The organism is Niastella koreensis GR20-10 (assembly GCF_000246855.1).
GTDB lineage: Bacteria > Bacteroidota > Bacteroidia > Chitinophagales > Chitinophagaceae > Niastella > Niastella koreensis.
In genome coordinates, this window is the sequence record NC_016609.1 from 5,713,171 (window position 1) to 5,727,750 (window position 14,580).

A 14,580-nucleotide genomic window follows, 5' to 3' on the forward strand; every position below is an offset into this window, starting at 1 on the left:
AAGCGACAAGGTTTAAGACACAAGAAAATACAAGGAAAAATGACAGAAAATACACAACAATCAAATATCATACCCCGCATCGTATTTATGGGCACGCCCGAATTTGCCGTAGCCTCACTCGATGCGCTGGTGCAGGCCGGGTGTAACATTGTAGGGGTAATTACCGCACCCGATAAACCAGCAGGCCGGGGCATGAAATTAACCGAAAGCGCCGTAAAGAAATATGCTGTTGAAAAACAGCTGCACATTCTGCAACCGGTTAAGCTGAAAGACCCATTATTCTTAGAAGAACTAAAGAACCTGCACGCCGATCTGCAGATAGTAGTGGCGTTTCGTATGTTGCCCGAAGTGGTTTGGGACATGCCGCCTATGGGCACCATTAACCTGCATGGCTCGCTGTTGCCACAATACCGCGGTGCGGCGCCCATTAACTGGGCGGTGATAAATGGTGAGAAAGAAACCGGTGTAACCACCTTTAAACTGCAGCACGAAATTGATACCGGCAATATTCTGTTACAGGACAGTTTTCCTATTGGCGATGATGAAACCGCCGGTGAAGTGCATGATAAAATGAAAGAGATCGGGGCACGGTTGCTGGTGAAAACGGTAGAAGGTTTGGCGAAAGGCACGTTAATAGAAATGCCGCAGGAGGCAGACGGCAAACGGCAAACGGCAGACATAAATAAAGAACTAAAGCACGCACCTAAGATCTTCACTGAAACCTGTGAGATTGACTGGAAGAATTCTATAAATTCCATTTATAATCTCATACGAGGCTTATCCCCCTACCCCGCTGCATTTACGCGACTGGATGCGAAAATTCTGAAAATATATAAGGCAAAGAAGGAGCTGCACAATGCCCCTAAAAGCGCCGGTTCATTTGAAACAGACAATAAAACCTATCTTAAGTTCGCCGGTTCCGATGGTTATATTTATGTTACCGAGCTGCAGCTGGAAGGAAAGAAACGAATGACTATTGAAGAGTTTTTGAGAGGATACCGGTTTTAAAAATATCGCATGTTGAGTATTGAACGCTGAATGTTGAAGTGAAAGGCACGGAAATGAAAAATTAAAAATGAAGAATAAAAAATTAGAAAATAAAGGCAAAACAAAAGCCCACTCCGGTAACCAGGGTGGGCTTTTACTCTTTGCTTTAGGCTTTTGCCTTTAAGCTGTATTCGCCTGAAGCTTGTAGCTTGCTGCTTAATAAGCTACATCCACATAAAACTTCCCCATCTCAGCCCCTAATTCAGCCGCAGCGGCATCGCTGAGGCGAACGGTTAATCCAACACTTTCACGCATATCGGGTAATTGTCCCAGTACTTTGGCAAAAACCGATTTATTGGTAGAGCTATAAGTGATCTTCACTATGGTACCCACCGGTACATTGTTCATGAGCGCATAATATTTACCATCTTTCCAGCCGCTGGTGCTTCTGAAAATGCCTGCATTACCTGCGGTTGATTTTCCGCTGCCATTGTATGATGGTTTGAAATAACCACCTTTATAGCCGGAATAATTGCCTTCAGTAGTGGTAGTGGCAACATTGGTAACAGGAGTGGTTGCCGGCGGTGCGCCCAGGTCTTTTTTGGGTTCTTCTTTCTCTTCTTTCAGGTCTTCTTTTTTGGCTTCAACCGCTTTATGATCTGCTGCCTTTGTATCGGCAGGCTTTGTTTCCGTGGCTTTTGTATCGGCTGGTTTTGTTTCGGCTGGCTTTTCTGTTTTTACCACCGGTGTTTCGGTAGCCGGTTTGGTACTGGTGCCACCTGTTGCAGCCGGCACTATCAGTTTTTTAAGCCCGTTGGCGGCCAGTGGCGAAGTAGCTGTTTTTACCTTCAGGTAACCAACTATCAGCTTCATGCCAGCCTGTAACTGGTCGTTGGTAACACTGTTCCATTTTTCCAGCGATTCAATGGGGATCTTATTATGATTCTGGCTAATGCGGTACATCCATTCTTTCTCGCCCACAATATGATAAACCGGTACAAACACTTCATCGGCGCCCTTTTTACCATCCTGCGAAAAGTTGTGCGCGGTAAGCGGCACTTTTAACTCCTGGCCAATGGAAAGCTTATCCATGGTTACCCCGCTTAAGGCGGCTATATCCTTGGGTGCTGCATTGTATAACCGCCCAATAGCAAACCAGGTTTCTTTGGGTTGAACCGTATGCATGAGGTAAAGGTCAGGCGAAGTACCCTGCACGGTCATGTCGGACTGCGACCAGGCAAATTGGGTAAATACCAACAACGCAATAACTAAAACTCCTTTAAACTTCAACATAGGCTATGCATTTCGTATTCGTTTGCAAAGATGTAGAATTAATTTTAATTAGCTGTTTTCATTTGCACTATCGGCAGTGCCCCTTTTCAGTATCCGCCAACCCTGGGGATAATAATTATTGATCCGGTTTGGCAACACCTTTATCCAGCCTACATTATAATGCTCAAACTGTACTAAAGTCCACCCTTTTTGGCCTATAGATAAGCTAACTTCTTCCCGCCGCAAATATTGCAACGCTTCTTCCCTTTTTAACGTTACTGCAACAGTTGCGGGGTTAATAATGTTGCTTAGTGCCAGGGCATGATCGGGAACCAGGTCATTGCCGGCTATCTTACCAATTGCTATGCCAGCTCTTCTAACATACACATTATCCACAATAGTAAGCAGTTCTTTTTCCAGTTGTTGCGGAAAAGCCAGGATCTCTTCTTTCTGCTTCCATAATTGTACCGGTGCGCCAGCCAGCAGCCAGGGCTGAATAATGACTGTTTCGTTTTTAGAAGCCTTTTGCAGCAATGATTTCTTCGGGGGCTTCACTACACTGTTGCCGCCTTCCTGCTTGCGAAAACAGCTGATAAAAAAGCCTTCGCCCCTTACTTTATATGGGAAGAACCGGTATCCGTACGCGCGGTGTTTGTCTGATTGCGTTTCAACAATACCCCACGACGCCTCCGTTGCCAACGGCAAACTGCCTACGCTGAAGGTATCCATCAGCCAGTCGGCAATGTGTTCATCTTCCTCTTTTGAATACGAACAGGTGGAATAGATCAGCACACCGCCTTCCTTCAGGGAAGGTAAAACGGCCGATAGAATGCGTTGCTGGCGTTGATAACACAGGTCTACATTCTGTTCGCTCCACTCCCCGATGGCTTCCCGGTCCCGCCTGAACAGGCCCGAGCCCGAACAGGGTGCATCTATTACAACCACATCAAAGAAATTGGGCAGCTTTTCAAAAGCGGTAGGGTCGGCATTGGTTACAATTACATTCGCCCCGCCCCATTTTACGCTGTTCTCTTCCAGGATGGCCGCTCTTGATTTTATCACCTCATTGCTCACCAGTAAACTATCCGCGCTGATAAGCGATTGCAGCAAGGTTGATTTACCACCCGGCGCAGCGCACAGGTCCAACACACGCAGGGGCTGGCTTACATCGGTTGTTTGAGTAAGCGCCTGCTCTACAAACATGCTCGATGCCTCCTGTACATAATACGCACCCGCATGGATCAATGGATCGAAAATAAAGGCCGGCCGCTCGGGCAAATAATAACCATTAGACGACCAGGAAATCTTTGCAGACCGGGGCGATAAAAACTGTTCAATTGCCGGTTGCCTGTTGTCAATTGACGCTTTGGCGCTATTTATTCTTACCGAGGTAACCTGTTCGCCGCTTTCATGCACCCGGATGAACGCCTCTCTATCGAAGCCTGCGACACCGGTTAGTGAATCAAGAAGTTGTTGAGGAAGTTGCACCCCGCGAAATTATGAAATAATGATCAAGTCGGCGTTCTATGTCAAAGAGCTGTTTTCAGTGACTGATAAAGTAAAGGTAGCGCAGCTACCCGCCTGTATTTTCCAATATGTGATGCGGTCCGGGATATGAGGTGACGGGTACCTTGAATCGGTGGGGTGGTTGGTTGTTTTTCCTCAGAAATTACATTTTTTGTGTGATGGGTTATGTATATAAAAAGCGAATACCGTTCCACAGCGGCGCGGAACGGTATTCGGCATTATAACAGCCCGGTTTCCCGGGTATTATTTTACTACTTTATCGGCTTTGAACTTTCTGGAGGTAATCAACTGGCCACGTACGTCAAAAAACTTGAAGGTGCCTTCGCGTTTATCGTTGGTGTAGTTTCCGGTTTCTTTCACAGTGCCATTTGGGTTATATTCCGTAGTGTTACCATCTCTTTTTCCGTTTTTGTAATGGATGATGATCCTTCTGCCACCACCTTCAAAAAAGGCGCTGTACCAATCAACGGCGCTACTATCATCGCGGTGTTCCATTTCCTTGGGTTTACCATTGGGATAATAGGTTGTGGTAGTACCTACCAGCTTATTGAAGTTAACAATGGTATCGGTTTTTATTAAACGGCCGGTTTTTGTATCGTATGACTGGGCAGCCTGAAATTTACCTTTTTCTTTAAAATGGATCTCTGTTTTCAGTTTTCCGAACAGGAATGATTTCTCAACCCCTTCCGAATGATCGTCATTCATGTACTGGTACTCGTAGGTAAGTTGGCTTTTTGGCTTCGACACGGCGGAATCATCTACTTTCTGGAATGAATTATCCTGGGCTTTGCTGACCTGACAGGTAACGAATAAAACAACAGCAGCGAGGAAAGCACTTTTTGGGTTCATATAGTACGATTAACAATTAATTGCGGCTAAGATAATGGAGAAAATCTGTGTTTACAATGCACGTAACTCATTCTTTTACAAACGCCTAAACCGCTTTCCGCACACAAAAAACAGGCAGTTTCCCCAAGGTATAGCCCCTATAACGGTGTACCCGGGATGTTTAGTGTTTGCCTTTTATAACTCATTTAAAAAATCATTGGCTTCCTGGCTTGGTGTAGAATTTTTGTAGGAAAAACTACGAACAATGGTTACAATGAAGAATATATGACCGATAACACAACCCACCCAAAAGGAGTAAATTCTAATATTATTAATAGCACTCAATGCCCAGCATAAACCAAAAAGGCAGCATCCAGGGCTTCGATCTGTTCGGGGTTGGTTCCATTCAATTAAATACTCTTGATCTCGCCAATTAAATCCTGCAATACCTTTTTGGCATCGCCAAACAACATGGAGGTTTTGGGTTGAAAGAAAAGATCGTTCTCAATACCGGCATAACCGGGTTTCATACTGCGCTTATTCACGATCACATTTTTGGCCAGCTCCACATCGAGAATAGGCATACCATATATTGGGGAAGAAGGATCGGTTTTAGCGGCAGGGTTCACCACATCGTTCGCCCCTAAGATCAACACCACATCGGTGGTTGGAAACTCGTCATTGGCCTGTTCCATCTCCATCAGTTTATCGTAGCTAACATCCGCTTCGGCCAGCAATACGTTCATGTGGCCGGGCATGCGGCCCGCTACGGGGTGAATGGCATACTTTACCTCTACCCCTTTGCTTTCGAGTAATTTTTCCAGTTCATGACAGGCATGTTGCGCCTGCGCAACGGCCAGTCCGTACCCGGGAACGATCAACACTTTATGGGCATAGCTCATTATTACAGCCGTATCGCTTAAGGTAATTTCTTTATAGGCGCCCTGATCTTTTTTAGCCCCTGCTGCAGCTGTACTGCTACCACCACCAAACGAGCCAATCAACACATTCTTCAGTGAGCGGTTCATGGCTTTACACATCATTATGGTAAGCAAGGTTCCGGCAGCACCAACCAGGATCCCGCCTGTTAACATTACTTTGTTGTTGTATAAAAAGCCGCCACAGGCCGCTGCCACCCCGGTAAAGGAGTTCAATAACGAAATAACCACCGGCATATCGGCCCCGCCAATGGGCAATACAAACAGTATTCCGTAAATCAACGCTAATCCTACAGTCGCATAAAAAAGCAAATGGGCAGAACCTACATTGTACTGATACGTGAATACCGCCGCTGCCAACACCAGTAACAATACCAGCAGGTTTACCACATGCTGGCCGGGGAACGACCTGTCTTTTATTTTACCACTCAGTTTACCCCAGGCAATCATACTACCGGCAAAGGATACGCTGCCGATGATGGCGCCTGCAATGATGGTTAAATAATGACCGGCCGGGATAAAATCGCTCAGCCAGGCCGAATCAACTGTTTTATATGTTTGGTAAATATGATCGAATTCAACGGCCGAAATAAGGGCCGCACAGGCGCCGCCCATTCCATTGAACATACTCACCATCTCGGGCATGGCCGTCATCTTTACTTTTTTGGCGCTCAGGGTACCAATAATACCACCAATGAGAATGCCGCCAAAGATCCAGGGATAATTGCCCAGCTTTTTGCCATCTTCTTCATACAGGAAGATGGTACCAATAATAGCAATCGTCATCCCTGCTGCTGCCAGCAGGTTACCATTGCGGGCGGTAGCCGGGTTCGACAACATTTTTAATCCTATGATAAACGTAACCGAACCTATAAGATAGCACAGGGTTAGTATACTTACTTCCATAATTCGTTATTACTTGCTGCTTGTGTTTTGTTTCTTTCCTTTTCCTTTGAACATTTCCAGCATGCGGTCGGTCACTACAAAACCGCCCACCACGTTCAGTGTGCCCACTACCACGGCCAGGAACCCGAGTACGAGGGCTACGTAATTATGTGGATCGGCCTTGCCCATTACAATAATGGCCCCGATTATTACCACACCGTGAATGGCATTGGCGCCACTCATTAACGGCGTGTGCAATACGCTGGGCACATGACCAATTACCTCGATGCCTACGAAGATCATCAATATAACGATGTAGATCATCTGCTGATTTTCAGCTATCCAGCCTAAAATGGATTCCATATATAAAAGAAGTTTGTGTGTTATTAATCCGGCAATCGGCAGTCGTGAAACGTTAAACGTGAAACGTGAAAGGGTCTCCGTAGTTCAGGCCTCACTTCTACATGAAACCTGTTAACTTGTCAACTTGTTAACCTGTCAACGCTGTCAACCTCCTCGTCAACTGGTTAACTGGTCAACTGATTAACCCTATCATTCACCACAGCCCCATTATTCGTAATACAACACCCCTTAACCAGGTCGTCGTCAAAGTTTAAATTGAGTTTACCTTCCTTATCGATGATGAGCTGCAAAAAGTTCAACAGGTTTTTACCGTATAACTTACTGGCGTCTGAAGGCATGGTGGCCGCCAGGTTGCTGTTGCCGATAATATGCACGCCCTTGTATAAAACGGTTTGATCGTTTTTGGTAACAGGCGTATTACCACCTGTAGCCGCGGCCAGATCGATGATCACCGAGCCTACGCGCATGCTCTGCAGCATCTCTTCCGTTATTAGGATGGGGGCTTTTTTACCGGGTATTTGCGCCGTGGTAATTACAATATCCGCTTTGGCAATACTTTCTGCAATGCGTTTTTGTTGCCGTTGCTGGTAATCGCCGGATTGTTCAACCGCATAACCACCGGCTTTTGAGGCATCGGCGGCGCCTTCCACCTCAATGAATTTGGCGCCCAAACTCATTACTTCTTCCTTTACTGCAGGGCGGGTATCAAATACTTCCACCACTGCACCTAACCTGCGGGCAGTGGCAATAGCCTGCAAACCGGCCACCCCAGCGCCCAGTATCAATAACTTTGCAGGCGCAATACTTCCTGCTGCTGTCATAAACATGGGAAAATAACGGCCGTAACTATTGGCGGCCAGCAATACAGCTTTATAACCGGCAATATTGGCCTGTGAGCTCAGCACATCCATACTCTGCGCACGGGTGGTACGGGGCAACATATCCAGACTAAACGTGATAAGTCCCTGCTTTGCCCATTGCTGCATCAACGATGCATTAAACAAAGGCTGATACACCCCGACAATGATCTTTGATGATAAATTCTTTGCTTCTGGAAACGGATGGATGGCTACGAGTACGTCGGCTGATTGAATTATTTCCGTTCTGTTTTTTATAGCCGCACCGGCTTTAACGTATTCCTCGTCGTTATGAAAGGCTTTTTCTCCTGCGCCCGGTTCAACATAAATAGTAATGCCTTTTTTGGTAAGGGCTGTTACTGTTTCGGGCAAAAATGAAACGCGGGATTCTTCGGATGGTTCTTTTAAAACTCCAATCGTCATAATCAGGTAGTAGTTATGGCATTCAAGGTAAGCAAATTTTAAGTTATGTACACTGCTACGCTGGAAATGACTTTTTATTGTGACTGCAAGAAAATTTGAAGATGTGATAATTTGGCCCCTCAAAACCTGATGGTAAAATGTTGTTTAACCTTAAAATCATCACGAAAAAACAACAAGCCGATAAAAAACAGGTCAACAGAAAGCTGCACAGCAGGATGTTCTTTGATGGCAGTCCAGGCCTGCTCCATTTCCTGGCTCCAGTGAATATCATCAAAAATAACCACGCTGGTAGCATTCAGGTGTGGTAACAGTTGGTTAAAATACCGTACGGTGGGTTCGTACCGGTGGTTGCCATCTATAAAAACCAGGTCGAGGGGAGAAACTGCATCGAGTATGCCGGGCAGGATATCGTCAAAATTGCCCACCACCTGTTGGACGGAAGACAAATGCAGCGATTGAAAATTCCGGCTTGCCTGGGCGGCCACTGCCGCGCTTCCTTCGGCCGTAATAAGCCGGGCCTTTGGATTGGCCAGCGACATATAGGCGGTTGAAATACCCAGCGAAGTGCCTAACTCCAATATATTCCTGGGTTGATAATAATTTACTATGCGAAATAACAACTGCGCCCATTTTTTGCTTTTGGCCGAATGCTGCGCAATAGACGCTATTGTCCGTTGTTTTGTTTTATTAAGGGTAGAACCAGCGCCGAAGTCTTCCACTTCAATAAGGCTGTTATCCCGGAATAGTTTCTGGCGTAATGCTTCAACCTGGTTGTAAGCATAAAAATTCCGGTCATCGATCAATACCCGCCGCACAAAATCATAAACAAAAGGCGAATGAATACCATGGCCTTTTCCATTTAATGCGGTAAAGTAATAAGATGAATATTTTTTTAATAACTGCCAGGGAGAATACATGGCCAAAAATATTGAATATCGAATGATGAATGTCGAATTTTGAAATAAAAGCAATTGAATTAACTTCTACAGTCAATATTCGACATTCTAAATTTTTATTTCCCGTCCTTTCTTTCCCACACCTGAAAGCTATACGCGTAGGCGTGTTTTTCATCGGCAGTGAAATCGAGTTGTGAAAGCAGGTTCCAATCGGCAAAGTTTATTGCGGGGAAGTAGGCATCAGCATCGATAGTAGTATGAACGCGGGTTAAATAAATGCGTTGGGTGAGCGGCAGGGTTTGTTTGTAAATTTCTCCACCGCCAATAATAAAGGCTTCTTTGGCATCGGTACTGGCAGCAACCGTCATGGCGCCCTTCAGGTCATTTACCACAAATGCCCCCTGGGGTTGCCAGTCTTTCTGATGGGTGATAACGATGTTGGTTCTCCCGGCCAGCGGCTTGCCCAGTGATTCAAAAGTTTTTCTTCCCATAATCACCGGCATGCCCCAGGTGGTATTTTTAAAAAACTTGGTATCGTTCGGCAACGACCACAGTAACTGGTTGTTCTTCCCTATTGCGTTATTATCGGCCGCTGCGACCACCTGGCTTAAAATCATATAAATGTTGAATATTGAATGTTGAATAATGAATATCGAAGTTCATTTCTTAATAAGACTATTTGCTTTTGCAGTTAATGATGAGAAATTTTAATATTAAATCTCACATTCGTATTCCCCATCATTTTGGTACTAAATGTTGTTTGTATTCACTTCTACATTCAACATTCGATATTCGATATTTTTAAACCGCCACCGGCGCCTTAATAGCCGGATGACTCTGATAATTCTGCAACGTAAAATCTTCAAACTTGAAATCAAATATATTCTTCACAGCCGGATTCAATTGCATAGTGGGCAACGGAAACGGCGTGCGGGTTAACTGCAGATCCACCTGCTCCATATGGTTGCTGTAAATATGTACATCGCCAAACGTATGAATGAACTCACCCGGTTCCAGGTCACAAACCTGGGCAATCATAAGCGTTAATAAAGCATAAGAAGCGATATTGAAGGGAACACCCAAAAACACATCGGCCGACCGCTGATACAGCTGGCACGACAACCTTGGTTTGGGCCTCCCCCCGGCCTCCCCGACTTGTCGGGGGGGAGGAGTTACATAAAATTGAAAGAGTACATGACAGGGCATCAATGCCATATTGGGCAGATCGGCCACATTCCACGCGCTTACAATGAGGCGGCGGCTGTCGGGATTGGTTTTTATCTGGCGGATCACGTCCGTGATCTGGTCAATGGTTTGGGCGCCCTCGCCTGCCGACCAGCTGCGCCACTGCTTGCCATAAACCGGTCCTAATTCGCCCTGCTCATTGGCCCATTCGTCCCAAATGCTCACCCCGTTCTCTTTCAGGTATTTGATATTGGTTTCCCCTTTCAGGAACCACAACAATTCGTGAATAATGCTTTTAAGATGCAATTTCTTGGTAGTAACCAGCGGAAAGCCCTCCTGCAGATCAAAACGCATCTGGTATCCAAAACAACTGGTTGTGCCCGTACCGGTACGGTCTGATTTATAAACTCCGGTTTCCTTGATATGCTTTAAAAGTGCCAGGTATTGCTCCATGGGGTGCAAGTTACGAAAACAGTGCGTGTTATGGGTGAAGCAAGGTGTCGTGGGGAGAAGCTGTGGATTGGAGAGGGACAGTCGTAAACCGGCAAACGGCAGAAGGCAGACGGCAAACATGAAAAAACCCGGGCGCTCGGGCTCGGGTCTAAAAATATAAGCAATTAGCTCGGGTTAAATTGTCAGCAACCGGTAATTAGTAACCAGCAATCACTAATCGGATTTATTGTCTGTTGACCATTGGTTATTGCCAATTGGCTTTAATGCTGTCCCGCCAAATTAAATCCATTTCCGTTAACCGTATGGCCGTTGCTGCCATTGGTTCCATTTACTTTAATACCGTTTTGCTGTGAAGCCGGCGGATTGCTCAATGATTTTGACAGATCGCCATAGATCTTCGACAACAATTGATTATTAGTGATCAATTTGCCTTCGAGGTCTTTTGTTTTTTGCTGTTCGCGGTGTAGCGATTCCTGCAGGGAAGTGATCATATTCTGCTTGTCATCCAGCACCAGTTGCAATACTGCCTGTTGCTGTTGTACTTCGTGCAGGTTACGCTCCAGGTTCTCGATATGACCGGTTTTTGACCGCAGGCTTTCCTGGTGCTGACGGTTCTCTTCCCGGCTGCGTTCAACCGCTTGCTGCCAGGCAGAAATCTCTTCACGCTGCTGGTGCAATTCCTCCTTCATAGCATGGATCTCGCGCTCAAAATTCTCCTTCTGGGTTTGCGTTTGCTGCACCTGCACTGTTTTATCGGCAGCGTCTTTTTCTACTTCGCGGAAGGTTTTAATACGCTGCTCCAGCTGGTTTTGCAGGAATTCTATCTGCAGTTTCTTTTCCTGCAATACATCCTGCAAATAAGTTTGATCGTTGATCCTGGTCTTTAACGAATTCTTTTCTTCTTCGGCCTGCGTAAGCAGGCTCTGTAATTCTTTTATCTGTTGTTCGTAACCGCCATGTTTTTGTTCGCCGCTGGTTTGCACTTTTTGCTGCAGCACCACATTCTCATCTTTCAACTGCTGAATGGTCTTCTGCAATTGCTGTAATTGCATCGACAGATCAGCCTTTTCGCTCTTGTACTGTACACCCAGTTCATCTACCTGTTTGGCAAAATAACGCTGTAATTCCTCTGATTCTGTTTGGGCCGACTTTGATGAATATTCCATGTTCTTCATCAGGTTTTCCAAACGGGTAACCTCGGCAGCACTCTTTTCGCGCATTTCCTGTTGGGCACGCAGTTTATCCTGCAACTGCCTAACCGATTCCTGTAACTGCAACACCTGTTGCTGGCTTAACGCCAATGCCTCGGGGATCTGTTGCTCTCCTTCTATCAACCTGGCATTGTTCTGGGCATTCTCCAATGCCTGTTGCAGTTGGGTTACCTTCAATTTATAACCGTTAATCTCCAGTTGCAAACGGGAGTTGGAATCGTCATTCTGCTTTTCGGTGCTGTAAGCTTTATTAAGAAGATCGGAGTATTTTCCTTCCAGTTCGCGAAAGTCTTGTTCCAGTGTCGCATAGTTCTCACGGTACCGGCGTACTTCCTGCTCGTATTTTTTAATAAGAGGCTGATTGTCGGGATTGGTGCCGCTGGCCAGCCAATCGGGCACCTGGCCCCCGCCGCCATTGGGATCGGCTGCTGCTACGGTATGAAAGCCGCTGCCTTCCATATAAGCAGGTTCGGCTCCTTCTGCAGCTTGTTTTTTACGTTTATAATGAAAGAATGTAGTAACCAGGAATGCGATTACAGTCCCCGGAATTGCGATCCATAGTACGATTTGCAGAAACTGCTTTAACTCGTACATGGAAACGAGCAGGTATCCCAACATAAAATACAATTTTAGGTACACGTTAAGCTTTCGAAACGACAAGTTGGTTTCAGAGGGACGGTTGGATTAAATATTGGTACTACGGTGTGGGGGTATTGGTAAGGGGCTGGTTACTTCTTGATCCTACTCATACAAAACTTACTTAATACATTCTTTATTGTGCATCGGGAAAATAAATCTGGCCTGGTATTTTATGAACAGAGCGTAATCAGCAAGTGTTTCAAGGCTCAATAATAATACCAATTTAAGGTTAAAACAAGCTTCTGCAGCCTGTTTTTTCCACATTAAAGCAATGAAAAAATACGGTTGCAGCTTTATACATACTACCTTTAACATATATGTTTTTAGCTTCAGGTATAACAAAATTTTAAGAATTCGTAGGGGTACCGTTATTTTCAGTTGTCTCTTTTGATAAAACTTTATTGGAAGCAATTATATTTGGAGCGGATTATCAACGCATTAAAGTGGCCATCCCAAATACTACTACCATTAAGCCGCTGTCGGTTGACAGCGAGAAGGAATTTGAACAACTTTTTAAAGAACACTTTAAAAGCTTGTATGCCTATGCTTTCACTATACTGAAGAATGAAGCCATTGCCGAGGAAACTGTTCAAAATGTCTTTTACAAAATATGGGAGAAGAAGGTGCCTGAGAATATTCAAACCTCACTCAAAGCCTATTTGTACAAAGCCGTTTATCACGAAAGCCTGAATTATCTGAAACACCAGAAAATAAAGGCCCGGTATCAAGTGCATGTTATGCATCAAACAAATCAACATAACGACCAGGGCGCATCCAGGAAAATACTGGTGAAGGAGCTGGAAGAAAAATTACGTGATGCCATGAATGCCCTTCCCCAGCAATGCCGCACCATTTTTCAGTTAAGCCGGTTTGAAGGACTTAAGTACCAGGAAATTGCCGATCAATTAGGGATCTCGGTAAAAACCGTTGAGAACCAGATGGGCAAGGCCCTGAAACAGCTGCGGGTTAAACTGATCGATTATTTACCAATATTCTTATTGGCATTATTATATATGTAACACATATGTCAACCAATTAAAATTACCCTTATTGAAAAGCTATACACAACATATGGATGATCTGCTGGTAAAGCACATTACCGGTGAAGCTACTACGGCAGAAGCGCTGGAGGTGGAAAAGTGGCTGGCCGAAGATGAGGCGAACAAGCATTATTTTGAACATTTTAAACTGATATGGGAGGAAAGCGTGCAACTGGCGGATATAGCGCAGGTTGATGAACAGGCTGCCTGGGACCGGTTTCAAAACCGCGTGCAAACCGGATCATTCCCAAAAACCCAGGCGAAGGTTTGGACAATGAACAGCCCCCTGCTGCGGGCAGCGGCGATTGTAGGATTGGTAATAGGCCTGGCAGCGCTCACTTTTATCCTGTTTCAAAACAAACCGGGCAAAGTGATCGCCATGTCTAACATCCGCACCACCGACCAGGTGAAATCCGATTCCCTCCCCGATGGTTCAATAGTAACCCTTAACAAAAACTCCCAGGTATCTTTTCCTGAAAAATTCGATAACGACAAAAGAGTGCTGCAGCTAAGCGGGGAAGCTTTCTTTAAAGTGACACCCAATAAGAAAAAACCTTTTGAAGTACATACCAACAATGTAACCATAACGGTGGTAGGCACCTCCTTCAACGTAAGAAGCCGGGGCGATACTACGGAGATAATTGTAGAAACAGGTATTGTGGAAGTAGCTACCGAAAAACAAACCGTGCAGTTGCGGCCAGGCCAGAGAGCCATCGTTGGCATCAATGAATCTGTTTTGCAAAAACAGGCAACCACCGATCAGCTCTATAACTACTACCGCAGCAAAAAATTTGTTTGTGATAATACGCCGTTATGGAAACTGATTGACAAGCTTAATGAAGCCTATGATGTACAAATTGTATTTGACAGAGATGAATTACGCAACCTGCCATATACCACTACTTTTGATAATGAACCGCTCGACAAAATTCTAAGCGTCCTTAGCACAACTTTTAATATCTCTGTAGTAAAAGAAAAAGGAAAAATCATACTACGCTAACCTGCGTGCAGAAAAAACAACCATGACAAAGCTACGGGGATTACTTCCCATGATTATTGGATTATTTTGTCTTAAC

General features: G+C 45.1%; 13 protein-coding genes. 3 read left to right on the top strand and 10 right to left on the bottom strand.

Annotated features, from left to right (window positions below):
- The first annotated feature begins 39 nt into the window (after nucleotides 1–39).
- Nucleotides 40–1,008: a methionyl-tRNA formyltransferase gene (gene fmt / locus NIAKO_RS22480; protein ID WP_014220752.1), complete on the top strand. Its 969-nt coding sequence runs from the start codon at nucleotides 40–42 to the stop codon at nucleotides 1,006–1,008.
- 195 nt (nucleotides 1,009–1,203) lie between these two features.
- Here fmt and NIAKO_RS22485 read toward each other — a convergent pair whose 3' ends face one another.
- The 10 genes from NIAKO_RS22485 to NIAKO_RS22535 all read right to left on the bottom strand — a co-directional run bounded on the left by NIAKO_RS22485 (nucleotide 1,204) and on the right by NIAKO_RS22535 (nucleotide 12,443).
- Nucleotides 1,204–2,280: a LysM peptidoglycan-binding domain-containing protein gene (locus NIAKO_RS22485; protein ID WP_014220753.1), complete on the bottom strand. Its 1,077-nt coding sequence runs from the start codon at nucleotides 2,278–2,280 to the stop codon at nucleotides 1,204–1,206.
- A 48-nt stretch (nucleotides 2,281–2,328) separates the two neighbouring features.
- Nucleotides 2,329–3,747 carry a methyltransferase RsmF C-terminal domain-like protein gene (locus NIAKO_RS22490; RefSeq protein WP_014220754.1) on the bottom strand — a complete coding sequence of 473 codons (1,419 nt, stop codon included), beginning with the start codon at nucleotides 3,745–3,747 and terminating at the stop codon, nucleotides 2,329–2,331.
- 282 nt (nucleotides 3,748–4,029) lie between these two features.
- Nucleotides 4,030–4,635: a toxin-antitoxin system YwqK family antitoxin gene (locus NIAKO_RS22495; RefSeq protein ID WP_014220755.1), complete on the bottom strand. Its 606-nt coding sequence runs from the start codon at nucleotides 4,633–4,635 to the stop codon at nucleotides 4,030–4,032.
- Nucleotides 4,636–5,024: 389 nt separating this feature from the next.
- The gene (locus NIAKO_RS22505; RefSeq protein WP_014220757.1) at nucleotides 5,025–6,458 is read right to left on the bottom strand and encodes an NAD(P)(+) transhydrogenase (Re/Si-specific) subunit beta; all 1,434 of its coding nucleotides are present in this window, start codon (nucleotides 6,456–6,458) and stop codon (nucleotides 5,025–5,027) included.
- Nucleotides 6,459–6,467: 9 nt separating this feature from the next.
- Entirely contained in the window at nucleotides 6,468–6,800 is a 333-nt protein-coding gene (locus NIAKO_RS22510; protein WP_014220758.1) for an NAD(P) transhydrogenase subunit alpha part 2, read from the bottom strand.
- Between the two features lie 164 nt (nucleotides 6,801–6,964).
- Nucleotides 6,965–8,080 carry a Re/Si-specific NAD(P)(+) transhydrogenase subunit alpha gene (locus tag NIAKO_RS22515; RefSeq protein ID WP_014220759.1) on the bottom strand — a complete coding sequence of 372 codons (1,116 nt, stop codon included), beginning with the start codon at nucleotides 8,078–8,080 and terminating at the stop codon, nucleotides 6,965–6,967.
- A 119-nt stretch (nucleotides 8,081–8,199) separates the two neighbouring features.
- Nucleotides 8,200–8,997: an O-methyltransferase gene (locus NIAKO_RS22520; RefSeq protein ID WP_014220760.1), complete on the bottom strand. Its 798-nt coding sequence runs from the start codon at nucleotides 8,995–8,997 to the stop codon at nucleotides 8,200–8,202.
- Nucleotides 8,998–9,092: 95 nt separating this feature from the next.
- Nucleotides 9,093–9,593, bottom strand: a complete 501-nt coding sequence (locus NIAKO_RS22525) for a dihydrofolate reductase (RefSeq protein ID WP_014220761.1) — start codon at nucleotides 9,591–9,593, stop codon at nucleotides 9,093–9,095.
- Nucleotides 9,594–9,777: 184 nt separating this feature from the next.
- On the bottom strand, nucleotides 9,778–10,614 hold the full coding sequence (locus tag NIAKO_RS22530) for a thymidylate synthase (protein WP_014220762.1): 837 nt from the start codon (nucleotides 10,612–10,614) through the stop codon (nucleotides 9,778–9,780).
- A gap of 260 nt (nucleotides 10,615–10,874) precedes the next feature.
- Complete coding sequence (locus tag NIAKO_RS22535) at nucleotides 10,875–12,443, bottom strand: coiled-coil domain-containing protein (protein WP_014220763.1); 1,569 nt, start codon at nucleotides 12,441–12,443, stop codon at nucleotides 10,875–10,877.
- A gap of 422 nt (nucleotides 12,444–12,865) precedes the next feature.
- On the opposite strand from NIAKO_RS22535, the gene NIAKO_RS22545 reads away from it, so the two are divergent.
- Nucleotides 12,866–13,483, top strand: a complete 618-nt coding sequence (locus NIAKO_RS22545) for an RNA polymerase sigma-70 factor (protein ID WP_014220765.1) — start codon at nucleotides 12,866–12,868, stop codon at nucleotides 13,481–13,483.
- Nucleotides 13,484–13,514: 31 nt separating this feature from the next.
- Complete coding sequence (locus NIAKO_RS22550) at nucleotides 13,515–14,504, top strand: FecR domain-containing protein (RefSeq protein ID WP_133055370.1); 990 nt, start codon at nucleotides 13,515–13,517, stop codon at nucleotides 14,502–14,504.
- Nucleotides 14,505–14,580 lie beyond the last annotated feature (76 nt).